Below are 14,486 nucleotides of genomic sequence, written 5' to 3'. Positions count from 1 at the left end.
GGTTGGAGTCTTGCTTCGCCTGCTTGCGTTTTTTGCCGGATCCGGCGAATACAAGACACCTCAAAGCATAGGCAAATGCAGATGATGCGGATCGGCAAGCACATCCGCCACTCGCCGCAGGGCCTCGCGGCAATCCTCCCGCCCCTGCGGGCCACCGAGACACAAGCGCAATGCATTCGGGGGATTGCCATCGGTAGAAAACGCGGCTCCGGCCACCGCGCCGATGCCCTGATTGCGCAACTGCAACGCCAGTTCGGAAGCACTCCAGTCACACATGGGCGGCACGGGAAGCCAGAGATGAAAGCCGTTCGGATCCGCATCGAAGGCAAGCTGACCAAGCTCGACCGCCGCAATCGCCTGCCGCGCCGCGGCTTCGTCGCGGATCGCGCAAAGCACGTCCCCTGCGGTGCCATCGTTGATCCAGTGCGTCGCGAGCAACACGGTGAACGGACTCGGCATGACCGTCGTCGCCCGCAATGCGCCCGCGATGCGCTGCGTCTGCCGTGGCGTCGGCGCTTTCAGATACCCGATCCGCAAGCCCGCGCCGAGCGTCTTCGATAACCCGGTCACGTGATACGTGAGTTCAGGCGCAAGCGTCGCCAACGCGGGCGGCGCATCGGGCGGCAACATCCCGTAAGGCTCGTCCTCGATGATCGGCACGCTGTATCGCAACGCCACGTCGGCGAGCGCTTCACGCCGCTGGCGCGTCAACGTGAGCGTGCTCGGATTCTGCAAGGTCGGATTGCAATAGAAACCGCCCGGCTTCTCCGACTTGCACAGCGCCTCGAACGCATGCGGCAACGGTCCTTCGTCGTCGCGTGCCAGCGCCTGCAAACGCACGCCCAGTTGCGACGCAATCGCTTTGATGCCGGGATACGCGAGCGAGTCGAGACAAATGGTTTCGCCAGGCCGCGCAAGCTGCGACACCAGCGCGACGAGCGCGCCGTGAATACCCGGACACACGAGCACGGTATCGGCATCGCAATCGGGCACGCGGGCGCGTAGCCAGTCGCGTCCCGCCGCGCGATCCGCCGCCGTGCCGCCGAAATCCTGATAGCGCAGCAATTGATACGGGTCCGCGCCGCGCATGAGCGACGCCGCCGATTCACGCAGGCGCGCCGCGAGCGCGGCCGGCTCCGGCGGCATGTTCATCGACATCTCGATGCTGCTGCCGCCCGCGAGCGGCAACGTCTGCGTTCTGCCGCGCACGAAAGTGCCGCTGCCCGCGCGCGCGTCGAGCAGCCCGCGCTTGCGTGCTTCGGCATAGGCGCGCGCGACCGTCGTGTAGTTCAGGCTCAGCAGATCGGCGAGATCGCGCAAGCCTGGCAGACGATCGCGCGGGCGCAAGCGTCCACTCACGAGGTCTTCCTCGATCAGATCGGGAATCGTCAGGTATGCGGGCTTTCTGCTCTCTTCGAGCTTTCTGATCCAGTGATGCGCCGGCTGATTCATCGTCCGATGTCCCCGTTCGATCGCACTTGATTGCATTGATCGCATCGATGCACGGCTTCGGTGTATCGCGCACCATGCGCACGCGCCTTTGCGCTGAAAGCGTGCGCGCGCCGTTCACGCGGCGCATCCGAGCGATGCCGCGAAAGCCCGCCCATCGAGCCTCGGCCAGAAAATTTTCGCGTCGCTCGCGCCAATTCGTTTTGCTTGATCGCAAAGTGATTGCATTTCGCGGGCCAATCATTGGCATATCCGTTGCGTTTGAGCGTTCGTCATCGCTACGACAACCACGGAGAAATGCCATGCCCGCAGTCAGTCAACCGCTTCACAAGAACGGCGATTATCTGGTCGACTACGAAGAGAAGGTCTTCGAGGACGTGAAGGCCGAACCCGGCGAGAAAGCGCTCGTCACGTTTCATACGGTCGCGTTCGAAGGCTCCATCGGCTTCGTGAATCTGCTGCAGGCGACGCGCCTGCAACGCAAGGGCTTCGACACGTCCGTGCTGCTCTATGGCCCCGGCGTCACGCTCGGCCTACAACGGGGCTTCCCGACACTCGGCGACGAAGCCTTTCCCGGCCATCTCAACTTCAACAAGCAACTGCAGAAGTTCATGGCAGAAGGCGGCAAGGTCTACGCATGCCGCTTCGCGTTGCAGGCGCTGTATGGACACGGCGAAGCGTCGCTGATCGAAGGAATCCGTCCGATCAACCCGCTCGACGTGCTCGATCTCCAGTTGCTTCATCGCAAGGAGAACGCGCTCATCATCCATACGTGGACCGTGTGACGATCATGGCCGAGACGCCTTCGACGAAACGCATCGTGCGCGCCGCCGCCGTGCAGATCGCGCCGGACTTCGAGCATCCGGGCGGCACGCTCGAGCGCGTATGCGCGGCCATCGACGAAGCCGCGTCGCGTGGCGTGCAACTGATCGTGTTCCCCGAAACCTTCGTGCCGTATTACCCGTATTTCTCGTTCGTGCGCGCTCCGGTCGCATCGGGCGCGGATCACATGAAGCTTTACGAGCAGGCGGTCGTGGTGCCGGGGCCGGTCACGCAGGCGGTCGCCCAACGCGCGCGGCTCGCGAACATGGTCGTCGTGCTCGGCGTGAACGAGCGCGATCACGGCAGCCTCTACAACACGCAGCTCATCTTCGATACGGACGGCAAGCTCGCGCTCAAGCGCCGCAAGATCACGCCGACGTTTCATGAACGCATGATCTGGGGACAAGGCGACGCGGCGGGCCTGAAGGTCGTCGATACAAACGTGGGGCGCGTGGGCGCGCTCGCGTGCTGGGAGCACTACAACCCGCTCGCACGTTATGCATTGATGACGCAGCACGAAGAGATTCATTGCAGCCAGTTTCCCGGCTCGCTCGTCGGGCCGATCTTCGCCGAACAGATCGAAGTGACGATCCGCCATCACGCGCTGGAGTCGGGCTGCTTCGTCGTCAATGCGACGGGCTGGCTCACCGATGCGCAGATCGAAGCCATCACGCCCGATCCGAATCTTCAGCGCGCGCTGCGCGGCGGCTGCAACACGGCGATCGTTTCGCCCGAAGGCCAGCATCTCGCCGAGCCGTTGCGTGAGGGCGAGGGCATGGTCGTCGCGGATCTGGACATGTCGCTCATCACGAAGCGCAAACGCATGATGGATTCCGTCGGCCACTACGCGCGTCCCGAGTTGCTGAGTCTTGCGATCAACGACCGCCCCGCATCGCCCGTCACATCTTTCAAGGACACCCACGACGATGAGCGCGAGAGAGAACCTGCCGGCGTCGAGCCGGCAATTGATGACTGAGCTTCAATCGACTGGCCTGCGGCTCGTCGATCCGCGCGCGGGTGTCGCGAGCCGGCGCGGCGGCGCGGGGCCGTCGGATCACAAGGCGGTGATCGTCGATGGCGTGACGATCATGGTGCCCGTGCACACGAGCACGGCATGGGAGTCGCCGTTCGTCGCCGGGCGACCCGATGCGCACGGCAACAGCGCGCTCATGCGCGACGCCATTCCGATCGCGAACATCAGCTTTCCGAAGGCGCCGCGTTTCTATTCGATGCAGACGCTCGACGGCGTGCCGTATTCGCACATCGCGACGCTGCACGGCGCCGACGTGCTCGCGACGACGGTCCTGCAAACATGCATCCGTTACGAGAGCCGGCGCAAGTCGTGCAAGTTCTGCGCGATCGGTCAATCGCTCGCGGCGGGGCGCACGATCGCGCGCAAGACGCCCGAGCAGCTCGCGGAAGTGGCCCGCGCGGCCGTGTTGCTCGACGGCGTGAAGCACATGGTTCTCACGACCGGCACGCCGCCGACGCCCGATCGCGGCGCGCACATCCTCTGCGAAAGCGCATTCGCGATCAAGGCCGCCGTGAATCTGCCGATCCAGGCGCAATGCGAGCCGCCCGACGACGATCGCTGGTTCGAGCGCATGAAGGCGAGCGGCGTCGATACGCTCGGCATGCATCTCGAAGCCGTGACGCCCGCCGTGCGCGAACGCATCATGCCGGGAAAGGCGACGGTGCCGGTGTCGCGCTACATGCAAGCGTTCGAAGCCGCGGTGAAGGTGTTCGGGCGCGGGCAGGTGAGCACGTACATCCTCGCCGGACTCGGCGATAGCGCTCAGGCCATCGTCGATACGGCCCGTGAATGTATCGCCATTGGCGTATATCCGTTCGTCGTGCCCTTCGTGCCGATCAGCGGCACGCCGCTCGAAGATCATCCCGCGCCCGCGCCCGAATTCATGCGTTCGGTGCTCGCACCCATCGGCGCGATGCTGGCCGATGCCGGCATGCGTTCCGCCGATATCAAGGCGGGCTGCGGCAAATGCGGCGCGTGCTCGTCGCTTTCATCGTACGAGGTGTGATCATGTTCGTCGATGCCCTTGAAGGCGATGCGCTCGCGCTCGAATACACGCCGGTCGAATATCGCGTGAAATGGGCGACGCTGCCGTGGGAAGCGCACGAAGCATACAAGCTGCGGCGCGCGGTGTTCTGCATCGAGCAGGGCGTGTTCGTCGGCAACGATCGCGACGAGATCGACGAGCGCGCGCAACTGCTCGTCGCGTTGAGTTGCGTCGCAGGCATCCCCGAGCAGGTCGTCGGCACGGTGCGTATCCACGAGAGCGAACCGGGCGTCTGGCTCGGCTCGCGGCTCGCGGTGCACGCGGCGTTTCGCTCGCACGCGAAGATCGGCGCGACGCTCATACGGCTTGCCGTGTCGAGCGCGCATGCGCAGGGTTGCGAGACGTTTCTCGCGCACGTTCAGGCACAGAACGTGCCGCTCTTTCAGCGTCTGAGCTGGACGTCGCTCAGCGAGGAAACGCTGTTCGGGCGGCCGCATCATCTGATGCGCGCGCAGCTCGATGCGTATCCGCCTTGCGTCACGCCGCAAAGCGGCTTCGTCGCGCTGGCGCGGAGAGTGTCGTGAGCGCGCTCGTCGAACTGGTCGAGCGCTTGCGCGAGACCCGCGGTTTTCGTCACAAGCGCGATATCTCGCAGGTGCTCTCACGCTTGCCTCACGACGCCCAAGGCATCGCGATAGGCGACGATTGCGCGGCGATTCCCGATGGCGACGGCTACATGCTCTTCGCCATCGAAGGTCTCGTGAGCGACTTCGTTCGCACGAAGCCCTGGTTCGCGGGCTATAGCGGCGTCATGGTGAACGTCAGCGATATCTATGCGATGGGCGGCCGTCCCATCGCCGTCGTCGATGCATTGTGGAGCGGCAGCGAGGACGACGCGCGCGACGTGCTCGCGGGCATGGCGGCGGCATCGGCGGCGTATGGCGTGCCGATCGTCGGCGGGCACAGCAATGTGCGCAGCGATGGCGCGCAACTCGCGGTCGCAATCGTCGGGCGTGCGCGCAAGCTGCTGACGAGCTTCGATGCGCGTCCCGGCGATGCGCTCGTCATGGCCGTCGATCTGCGCGGCCAATTCGAAGAGCCGTATCCGTTCTGGAATGCATCGGTCGGCGCGCCCGATGGCCGTGCGCGCGCGGACTTCGAGCTGCTGCCCGCGCTGTCCGAAGACGGCCTGTGCGAGGCCGCCAAGGACATCAGCATGGCGGGCGCGCTCGGCACCGCGTTGATGCTGCTCGAATGCTCGAACGTCGGCGCGCGCATCGATCTCGATGCATTGCCGCGCCCCGCCGATGTCGATATCGAACGCTGGATCACGGCGTTTCCGAGCTTCGGGTTCGTGCTCTCCGTGCGCCGAGAGCATGTCGACGAAGTTCTCGCGCGCTTCGCTTCGCACTCGCTTGCATGCGCGGTGATCGGCGAAGTGGATGCGTCGCGCGAGGTCGTCATCGAACGAGATTTGGAACGTGCGTTGCTGTGGAATCTGCGCGAGGAGCCGTTCATATGCGCGCGATGAACCGCATGCGCATCGCGCTGCTCACGCATTCGGTGAACCCGCGCGGCGGCGTCGTGCATACGCTCGAACTCGGGCGCGCATTGCATGCGTTAGGACACGAGGTCACGCTATTCGCGCCGGCCCGCGCGGGCGAAGCGATGTTCCGTGCGTCGCCTTGCCGTGTAGTGCTGGCGCTTATAGAAGGCGCGCGGGGCAGTCTCGTCGGCGTGGTCGATGAACGCATTTGCGCGTTGAAGCATGCACTCGTCGAAGAGAACGTGAGTCGCTACGACGTGCTGCATGCGCAGGACAGCATCGGCGGAAATGCGCTTGCGGAGCTTAAAGCGCAGGGCAAGATTCGCGGCTTCGTGCGCACCGTTCATCATCTCGATCATTTCGACGATGCGCAACTCGCGCACTGGCAACGACGCGCATGGCAGGACGCCGACGCCGTGCTCTGCGTGAGCGATGCATGGACGCGCACGATGCGTTCGCGATACGGCATCGCGGCGCTGACGGTGACGAACGGTATCGACCGAACGCGCTACGTCGCATCGTCCGACAATGAGCGCGATGCGTTGCGCGAACGTTTCGGCATCGGCGCGGGGCCAGTGGTGCTCGCGGTCGGCGGCATCGAGGCGCGCAAGAATACGTCGATGCTGCTCGATGCGTTCGCATCGTTGCATACCCAACTGCCTTCGGCGCAACTCGTGCTCGCGGGCGGCGCGAGCCTGCTCGATCATGATTCATATACGCGCCGCTTTCTCGCGCGCGCCGCCGAACTTCGACTCGACGTGAGCGCGAAAGGCACGCCGGTCGTCGTGACCGGCGCGCTCTCCGATGCATCGATGCCCGCGCTGTATCGGCTGGCCGACGCGGTCTCGATGATCTCGCTGCGCGAAGGTTTCGGGCTCGTCGTGCTCGAAGCGCTGGCGAGCGAGCGGCCGGTGATCGTGTCGCGCGTCGCGCCGTTCACCGAGTATCTCGACGATACGACCTGCGTCTTCGCCGATCCTCACGACGCGTCCTCGATCACCGATGCGCTCGTCAAAGCAATCGACGGCGCGAGCGGCATCGACTTCGCTCATGCCGTGCCCGGGCTGCTCGACCGCTTCTCATGGCAGGCGAGCGCGTCGCGGCATCTCGACATCTACGGCAAGCTCAACGCTTGAAGGAAACGCGATCATGCCAGTCATGCACTTTCGAATTCGCTGGCCGGATGGCATCGAAGCGAATTGCTATTCGCCATCGACCGTCGTCGGCGAGTTCTTCACGGCGGGCGAAAGCTATAGCGTCGGCGATTTCGTCGCGCGCTCGCGCGAGGCGCTCAATATCGGCTCGGAACGCGTGCGCGAAAAGTACGGCTTCGCGTGCTCAGCGGCGCTCGATCAGCTCGCGCGCATCGAAGAGGACGCGAGACGCTTCATGGCTACCCACGAGGCGCGCGTCACCGTGCTCGCGCTCGATTGATTCATTTGTCGAAGAGGATGCGCAAATGTCGAACGTCCAGTCAACGCATTGCAGCGTGATCGTCGTCGGTGGCGGGCAGGCGGGCTTGTCGGTCAGCTACTTCTTGCAGCAGGCGAACATCGATCATCTCGTGCTCGAAAAGCACAGCGTCACCCATACGTGGCGCACGCAACGCTGGGACTCGTTCTGCCTCGTGACACCGAACTGGCAATGCGCGCTGCCGGGGCATCCGTACGACGGCGCGGACCCCCACGGTTTCATGAAGAAGGATGAGATCATCGCGTATCTCGATGGCTTCATCGAGAAGGTGAATGCGCCGGTGCTCGAAGGCGCGGCGGTCACGCGCGTGGCGCGTGGCGCGGATGGACGCTATCACGTGAAAAGCACGCGCGGCGAGTTCACGGCGGATCAGATCGTGGTGGCCTCGGGCGGCTATCACACGCCGATCGTGCCGCGCATGGCCGAACGTTTGCCCGCGCGTATCGCGCAGGTGCAGTCGTCGGATTATCGCAATGCGGATGCGTTGCCGCCGGGCGCGGTGCTCGTCGTCGGCTCGGGACAGTCGGGCGCGCAGATCGCGGAGGATCTGCATCTGTCGGGCCGCAAGGTGCATCTCGCGGTGGGCGAGGCGCCGCGCTGCGCCCGTTTTTATCGCGGCCGCGATGTGGTCGACTGGCTCGCCGACATGCGCTACTACGACATGCCCGTGACCGATCATCCGCTGCGCGAGGGCGTGCGTGACAACACCAATCACTACGTCACGGGGCGCGACGGCGGACGCGACATCGACTTGCGCCACTTCGCGCTGGAAGGCATGGAACTGTTCGGCCGTCTGGAAGATTTCAGCGACGGCAAGCTGCATTTCGCGCCGAATCTGCGCGCCAATCTCGACGATGCCGACGATACCTACAACCGCATCAATGCGAGCATCGACGGCTTCATCGCGAAGCAGGGCATCGATGCGCCGCCTGCCGCGCGTTACGAACCGCTGTGGCATCCGGCTGAAGAGCGTGTTGAACTGGATATTGAAGCGAGCGGGATCGGAGCTGTCGTGTGGTGCATCGGCTTCACGCCGGATTTCGGCTGGCTCGACGCACCTGTGTTCAACGGACGCGGGCACCCTTCGCATCTACGCGGGGTGACGGCGGTTCCGGGGCTGTATTTCGTCGGCCTGCCGTGGCTGCACACGTGGGGATCGGGCCGCTTCTCGGGCGTAGCGCGCGATGCGCAATACCTCGTCGATGCGATCTGCGCGGAGCGCGCGGGCGCGCCCGATGCCGTGTCGATTACGTGCGCGTGACGCTTACTTGACCGATGCGGTATCGATGGCGCGCGCCGAATCGGCAGGCAACACCGACGTCAACACGTTGGCCGGCACATGCTGCGCTTCGTCCTTCGACACCGCGCCGACGAACTTCCATCCCGACGGCATCTTCACGAAGGTGAAGCCGGTCGGCTGGTCGACGAACACCGAATACGGCGCGGGCGACGCCGCCGTCGCGGTGGTTTGCGCGAACGACATCAGCGGGCTCATAAGCAGCAGCGCGACGGCAAGCGCGGACAAAGTCGATTTCATGACGATACTCCTAAGAAGGTTCCGAGATTTGTGTAGCGATCGATACATATATTTAAACATCGACGCGTGACCGCGTCCAGTTATTTTGTTACGATCGACACATAATTCAGAATTTCACTGCGCGTATCAATCGCTGGCACGGCGCGCGCGAGGAGCGAGAGATGTCGTCGGAAATGCGGGAGACGCAGCACAAGACGCGCGGCCGGCCGCGCGCGTTCGATCGCGAGGCGGCCTTGCGAAGCGCAATGGAAGTGTTCTGGGCCAAGGGCTTCGACACCTGCTCGATGGCCGATCTCGTCGACGCAATGGGCATTAACTCGCCGAGCCTCTACGCCGCGTTCGGCAGCAAAGAAGATTTGTACCGCGAGGCGGTCGAGCTCTACACGGATGCGGAAGGCGGCGCGGCGCTCAGGCAGTTGCAGGCGCACGAATCGGTATGCGACGGCCTGCGCGCGATGTTCCGCACGAGCGTCGAGCTGTTCACCGGCGCGCCGAATCCACGCGGCTGCATGATCTTTCTGGGCGCGATGTCCGTCGGCGCCGAACATGCGCAGTTGCGCAGCGAGATGCACAAGCGCAGGCGCGAGGTGGCGTCGATCGTTGCGGCGCGGCTCGCGCGAGGCGTCGAGAACGGCGAACTCGACGCGCGTACCGATGTCCCGGCGCTCGCCGCGTTGTGCATGACGCTGTTCGCGGGCTTGTCGATTCAGGCGCAGGACGGCGTGCGCAGTGCGGCGCTCTTTGCGGCGATCGATCAGTTCATCGCCACGCTGCCGAGGCGCGCCGCCGTTTCGCGAAACGATCGCAACGCACGCAAACCTGACTGAAACAAACTGTCGTTGCGCTTGCTCGCGCCTCGACTATGGGACCAGAATCGCCCGGATAGGAACGCATATCCCGGAGCATCGCCATGACAACCCGCGTCATCAGTTTTTTCGCCGACGACAACGCGCGCGCATCGTTCGAGAATCATCGCCGCTATTGCGCGCGGCATGCCTATGCGCACGATTACGTCGAAACGAGCGCGATCGGCTGGCCGCATCTGCGCATGCTGCAGAAGTATCAGGTGCTGCTGCGAACGCTGCGTGCAAGCGCCGAGGGCGATCTCGTGCTGCTGCTCACGCAGGACTGCCTGCTGTTGCGCGACGTCCCGTGCGAGACGTTCATGCACGACGACGGCCGGGACTGCGTCGTCGCATATCGCAACGAAGAGGCCGAAGGTGTGATGGCGGCGTTCCAGCTCTGGCGCAATACACCCGCCGCGCGCGCGCACGTCGAACGTCTTTGCGAGGGCGCGAAGTTCGGCGGCCGCACGCTTGCCAGCGAGTCCGAGTTGCTGCGCGCGCTCGATCCGCTGGCGTTCAACGTCGCGATCGGAGGTCATGTGCCCGTCGTGCTTGCCGGGCTGGACGTGTCTCCGGTCTGGTCCGAATGGCCCGCATTCGCGCTCGCGCTCGCGGACATTCCCGGCGCGCCAAAGAACCAGCCGGTTTTCGCCGACTTGCGCGATCTGCTCGCGGAGCACATCAACGATCGTCAAAGGCGCGGGTTGCCGTATCTCGACTTGCCGACGCTGGAAGCCGGTGAAGCGCGCTACGAGGCAGTGAACGGCGACGCGCCGATTGCGCTCGCGATGCTCTACACGCCGAATATCCGCGAATACGGCGCCATCGCCGAGCGCAATCTGCGGCGCTATTGCGAGCGGCACGGCTATGCGCTGCATCTGTATCGCGAAGTGCCGCCGGAAGCGGGGCCGGGCGCGAGCGGCAACTGGATCAAGCCGTGGGTCTTGCTGCGCCATCTCCCCGAGCACGAATGGATCTTCTGGATCGATGCCGACGTGCTCGTCGTCGATCAAAGCAAGCCGCTCGAACCGCTCCTGACGAACCGCGACCGCGTGATCGCGACGGACGTGAGCTGGCATTTCAACTCGGGCATCATGGGCTTTCGCAACACGCAGCAAAACCTCGACGTGCTGACGGAAATCGAACAGACGATCGGCGCAATCGCGGATAAATCGTCGACGTATGCGAGCGGCGGCGATCAGGATGTGTTCATCAAGGTCCTGCAACGGCACGGCCTCGCCGAGAGCCGCGATCTGCTCGACTGCATGACGATCAACACGCCGTACCAATTCCAGAGCCGCGACAGCTTCATGGTGCATTACATGCACATGTGGCCGTCGCTGCGCGCGCTCGCGATGCACCACGGCGACCTGACGAGCCAGACGCGCGGCGCGCGCCGTCCTTGACTTTCCAAAGCATTACGGGCGAGCATGAGCGAAACGCGCGGGGTGCCGCGCGGGCATCGCCTTTGTACGTAGTCCCTACTTACACATCACTCCGATGGTGCCGCGCCCGTCCACGCCACGGCAGCAGATCCGCCTTTGCCCGGCGAGCGACGGTGTGCGCATCGCGTACGCGACGTGCGGCTCCGGGCCGCCGCTCATCAAGGCGGCGAACTGGCTGAGTCATCTGGAGCTGGACTTCACGAGTCCGGTCTGGAGCCATCTGATGCTGGAGTTGTGCGGCCGTCACACGCTGATTCGTTACGATCAGCGCGGCTGCGGTCTCTCCGACCACGATGTCGCCGACATTTCCTTCGACGCCTGGCTGCGCGATCTCGAAACCGTCGTCGACGCGAGCGGCCTCGAACGCTTTCCGCTGCTCGGGATATCGCAGGGCGCGTCGATCGCCATCGCGTATGCGGTCGCGCATCCGGAGCGCGTCACGCATCTCGTGCTGCACGGCGGCTACGCGCGCGGCCGGCTCAAGCGCACGCACGATCCGGCGCTGCGCGAGGAAGCGGAAATGCTCGTGAAGCTCGCCGAACTCGGCTGGGGCAAGCAGAACCCGGCGTTCCGGCAGTTCTTCACGACGCAATTCATTCCGGGCGGCACGCCGGAGCAGCATCACTGGTTCAACGAGCTCGAACGCCTCACGACCACGCCGCACAACGCCGCGCGCATCATGCGCGTGTTCAACGACATCGACGTGGTCGATCTGCTGCCGCGCGTGCAATGCCCGACGCTCGTGCTGCACGCGAGCGGCGACGCGCGTGTGCCCTTCGACGAAAGCCGGCTGCTCGCCGGTCAAATTCCGGGCGCGCGCTTCGTGCCGCTCGAAAGCGAGAACCATCTCATGCTCGAATTCGACGCCGCCTGGCAGCGCTGGCGCGAGGAGGTTCGGGCGTTCCTGCCGTCGGCGCAAGTGAGCGATCCTGCGTTCTCCGCGCTGACGCCGCGCGAGCGCGATATCGTCGAACTGATCGCGGGCGGGCGCGACAACGCGCAGATCGCCGCGCGCCTTGCGCTGAGCGAGAAGACGGTGCGCAATCACATCACCAGCATCTTCGCGAAGCTCGAAGTCGAAAATCGCGCGCAGGCGATCGTGCTTGCCCGTCGCGCGGGCTTCGACGCGCCCGCCTGAGTCCTTCGGGACCCACGTCCCGCTTTCCTGCCGCCAAAACGCCGTGTCCCGGTTCGCGACCGGGACATGCGCCTCATGTGCCAAAGCGCGGCTCTCCCGAGAATGGTTCGCAGAACGGTGACGCGATGCCTGACCTCCTGCGCCGACCTGTTCGACGCAGCGCGCTGCCTGCCGCGCGCCCATTCATTGCAGTCATCGACGCAGAGTCATCCCGGAGTTTCTACATGAAAGCCGTTCAGCACGAGTCCAGCAAGATCAGCACGCACCAACGCTATGCGAAGTGCATCGAAGTCTCCCGCCGCATTCGCTGGGATATCGATCGCGACGTATTGCGCGGCCGTCATTTCGATCCCGCGCACAAGTTCATGCCCGACGGGCTCACCCAAGTGAACCGCCTGCCGTTTCTGGATGCGGGCGAACGCCGGCTCATGTCGCAGGTTCAGGGCCGCACGTACGCCAACATGTTCGGCATGATCGAGCGGTTCGTCGGCGCGAAGATGCTCGAAGTCGGCCGCGATCACGCGCTCGGCGATCAGACCGCGCTCGAAGCGATGGTTCGTTTCACCGATGAAGAGCTGAAGCATCAGGAACTGTTCCGCCGCGTCGAGGCGCTTGCGGCCGAAGCGCTTCCGTCCGGCTACCGCTTCGTTCCGCAAGCCGACGAAGTCGCCGCCTTCGTGCTCGGCAAGTCCACATGGTCGATTCTCGCGCTGACGTGCTGCGTCGAAATCGTCACGCAGGTGCATTACCGGCAGAGCATGGAGAGCGACGCAAGCCTGTCGACGCTCTTCAAGGACATTTTCCTGTTTCACTGGAAGGAGGAGTCGCAGCACGCGATCATCGACGAGCTGGAATGGATGCGCGAGGACGCGCGTATCGAAGACGACGCGCGCGATGCCGCGATCGTCGATCTGATCGATCTGGTCGCGGCGATCGACGGCATGATGCAGGCGCAAGCCGCCGCCGATGCGCATTACTTCGTCACGCAACTCGACCGCGCGCTGTCCGACGAGGAAGAGGCGCGCGTGCATGCGGGGCTGATCGACGCGTATCGCTGGCAGTACATCATCTCGGGCGTCGACGAGCCGCGTTTCGGCGAGATTCTGACGAGTCTCATCAGCGAGGCGCAGGGCGAGCGCCTCGGGGCCGCGCTCGCGCCGATGAGACGCCGCGCGCTCGCAAGCGAGTTCGACGCGCTCGCTTGATGCACGCGAGGCCGGGAACGACCCTGGCTTCTTCTCAACTCTGGAAGCGATCCGTAAGACAAAAGCGTTTGCTGCTCTGCAAAACGCTGAATTGGCGTGGAAACCTAGTCGTTACCAACGTACTGAAGCGCCTTCTTTTCAGGCAACATATGCGGAATCAGGGAGTCGTCGTTCGCTGTCCCAAACTGATAACTTGATTGGACCATCATGCTCGCCGAACCGTTGCCGCAAACATCCGACATCGAAAAATTCGCGGAAGACCACGAGCGCTTCGCGCGACACACGCCATCTGAAATATCGATCGTCCTGCGCAATCTCGTGCAGCGCCGCGACATGCTGACGGTCACGAGCGGAAAAGGGCAGATCGTCACGCAATTGATCGAAGTCGACGTGCGCGGCGCGCGCATCGTGTTCGACTGGGGCGGCGTGGAATCGGACAACCGCGCGTTGCTCGAGGCGCGGCAGTTGTATTTCAAGGGCGCGCCGGACGGCGTGCGCGTCGAGTTCACGACGCAGGCCGCCCATGCCGTGACCTACGAAGGACGGCAGGCGTTCGAAGTCGCCTTTCCCGAGAAGCTCTATCAATTCCAGCGCCGCGAATATTTCCGCGTGCCGGCGCCAATCCTCGATCCGTTCCACGCGAAGGGCGCATTCGCCGACGGCGAATCGTTCCGCTACGAAGTGCACGACCTGTCGCTCGGCGGCATCGCGCTGCGCATGGACACGCCGCGTCTCGCGGAAACGGAGATCGGCACGCTGTTCAACGATGTCGTGCTGCATCTCGGCCCCGGCGCGGCCTTGCCCGTCGATCTCGAACTGGTGTCGCCGCGCACCGTGACCACGCCGCGCGGCGATGTGCGTTATGTCGTCGGATTCCGTTTCGTGCGGATTTCGGGCGCGGCGGAGAACGTGTTGCAGCGGCTCATCACGCGCATGGAGGCGAAGCGCCGCAGCCTGTCGGCGTGAGCGGCGTGCGGATGCGAGGCCCCGTGGAGTAGAATGCGTGCC

At 64.4% G+C, this 14,486-nt stretch carries 15 protein-coding genes; 13 read left to right on the top strand and 2 right to left on the bottom strand.

Features of this window, described 5'->3' with window-relative positions; all coding sequences use genetic code 11:
• Positions 1–60: 60 nt before the first annotated feature.
• Entirely contained in the window at positions 61–1,452 is a 1,392-nt protein-coding gene (locus tag NCS28_RS23305; RefSeq protein WP_250516182.1) for an aminotransferase-like domain-containing protein, read from the bottom strand.
• A 299-nt stretch (positions 1,453–1,751) separates the two neighbouring features.
• Here NCS28_RS23305 and NCS28_RS23300 point away from each other — a divergent pair, with 299 nt between their 5' ends.
• The 8 genes from NCS28_RS23300 to NCS28_RS23265 are packed head-to-tail and all read left to right on the top strand — an operon-like array spanning position 1,752 to position 8,569.
• The gene (locus NCS28_RS23300; RefSeq protein ID WP_061177135.1) at positions 1,752–2,234 is read left to right on the top strand and encodes an MSMEG_0572/Sll0783 family nitrogen starvation response protein; all 483 of its coding nucleotides are present in this window, start codon (positions 1,752–1,754) and stop codon (positions 2,232–2,234) included.
• Positions 2,235–2,239: 5 nt separating this feature from the next.
• Positions 2,240–3,247, top strand: a complete 1,008-nt coding sequence (locus NCS28_RS23295) for a Nit6803 family nitrilase (protein WP_250516139.1) — start codon at positions 2,240–2,242, stop codon at positions 3,245–3,247.
• Positions 3,240–4,310, top strand: coding sequence for an MSMEG_0568 family radical SAM protein (locus NCS28_RS23290; RefSeq protein WP_250516138.1), 1,071 nt, complete (start codon positions 3,240–3,242; stop codon positions 4,308–4,310). Before NCS28_RS23295 ends, NCS28_RS23290 begins: the two co-directional genes overlap by 8 nt.
• Before the next feature lie 2 nt (positions 4,311–4,312).
• On the top strand, positions 4,313–4,873 hold the full coding sequence (locus tag NCS28_RS23285; RefSeq protein ID WP_250516137.1) for an MSMEG_0567/Sll0786 family nitrogen starvation N-acetyltransferase: 561 nt from the start codon (positions 4,313–4,315) through the stop codon (positions 4,871–4,873).
• Positions 4,870–5,820, top strand: a complete 951-nt coding sequence (locus NCS28_RS23280) for a sll0787 family AIR synthase-like protein (RefSeq protein WP_250516136.1) — start codon at positions 4,870–4,872, stop codon at positions 5,818–5,820. The genes NCS28_RS23285 and NCS28_RS23280 overlap by 4 nt, the downstream gene beginning before the upstream one ends.
• Positions 5,808–6,971 carry an MSMEG_0565 family glycosyltransferase gene (locus tag NCS28_RS23275; protein ID WP_502801231.1) on the top strand — a complete coding sequence of 388 codons (1,164 nt, stop codon included), beginning with the start codon at positions 5,808–5,810 and terminating at the stop codon, positions 6,969–6,971. Before NCS28_RS23280 ends, NCS28_RS23275 begins: the two co-directional genes overlap by 13 nt.
• Positions 6,972–6,984: 13 nt before the next feature.
• On the top strand, positions 6,985–7,269 hold the full coding sequence (locus tag NCS28_RS23270; RefSeq protein WP_250516135.1) for an MSMEG_0570 family nitrogen starvation response protein: 285 nt from the start codon (positions 6,985–6,987) through the stop codon (positions 7,267–7,269).
• A gap of 25 nt (positions 7,270–7,294) precedes the next feature.
• The gene (locus tag NCS28_RS23265; RefSeq protein WP_250516134.1) at positions 7,295–8,569 is read left to right on the top strand and encodes an MSMEG_0569 family flavin-dependent oxidoreductase; all 1,275 of its coding nucleotides are present in this window, start codon (positions 7,295–7,297) and stop codon (positions 8,567–8,569) included.
• A 3-nt stretch (positions 8,570–8,572) separates the two neighbouring features.
• Here the strand turns inward: NCS28_RS23265 and NCS28_RS23260 are convergent, their stop codons facing one another.
• Complete coding sequence (locus NCS28_RS23260) at positions 8,573–8,845, bottom strand: hypothetical protein (RefSeq protein ID WP_250516133.1); 273 nt, start codon at positions 8,843–8,845, stop codon at positions 8,573–8,575.
• 161 nt (positions 8,846–9,006) lie between these two features.
• Between NCS28_RS23260 and NCS28_RS23255 the strand changes: the two genes are divergently transcribed.
• The 5 genes from NCS28_RS23255 to NCS28_RS23235 all read left to right on the top strand — a co-directional run bounded on the left by NCS28_RS23255 (position 9,007) and on the right by NCS28_RS23235 (position 14,444).
• Entirely contained in the window at positions 9,007–9,672 is a 666-nt protein-coding gene (locus NCS28_RS23255; RefSeq protein ID WP_250516132.1) for a TetR/AcrR family transcriptional regulator, read from the top strand.
• An 83-nt stretch (positions 9,673–9,755) separates the two neighbouring features.
• Positions 9,756–11,096, top strand: coding sequence for a glycosyltransferase family protein (locus tag NCS28_RS23250; RefSeq protein WP_250516131.1), 1,341 nt, complete (start codon positions 9,756–9,758; stop codon positions 11,094–11,096).
• Between the two features lie 94 nt (positions 11,097–11,190).
• Entirely contained in the window at positions 11,191–12,273 is a 1,083-nt protein-coding gene (locus NCS28_RS23245; RefSeq protein WP_250516130.1) for an alpha/beta fold hydrolase, read from the top strand.
• 224 nt (positions 12,274–12,497) lie between these two features.
• The gene (locus NCS28_RS23240) at positions 12,498–13,478 is read left to right on the top strand and encodes a hypothetical protein (RefSeq protein ID WP_250516129.1); all 981 of its coding nucleotides are present in this window, start codon (positions 12,498–12,500) and stop codon (positions 13,476–13,478) included.
• Between the two features lie 207 nt (positions 13,479–13,685).
• Positions 13,686–14,444: a flagellar brake protein gene (locus NCS28_RS23235; protein ID WP_250516128.1), complete on the top strand. Its 759-nt coding sequence runs from the start codon at positions 13,686–13,688 to the stop codon at positions 14,442–14,444.
• The last annotated feature ends 42 nt before the right edge of the window (positions 14,445–14,486 follow it).

Origin of the sequence: Caballeronia sp. INDeC2 (assembly GCF_023631325.1) — a bacterium.
GTDB lineage: Bacteria > Pseudomonadota > Gammaproteobacteria > Burkholderiales > Burkholderiaceae > Caballeronia.
Note: the sequence above shows the minus strand (reverse complement) of the source record. Positions and strands in the feature narration are given on the sequence as shown.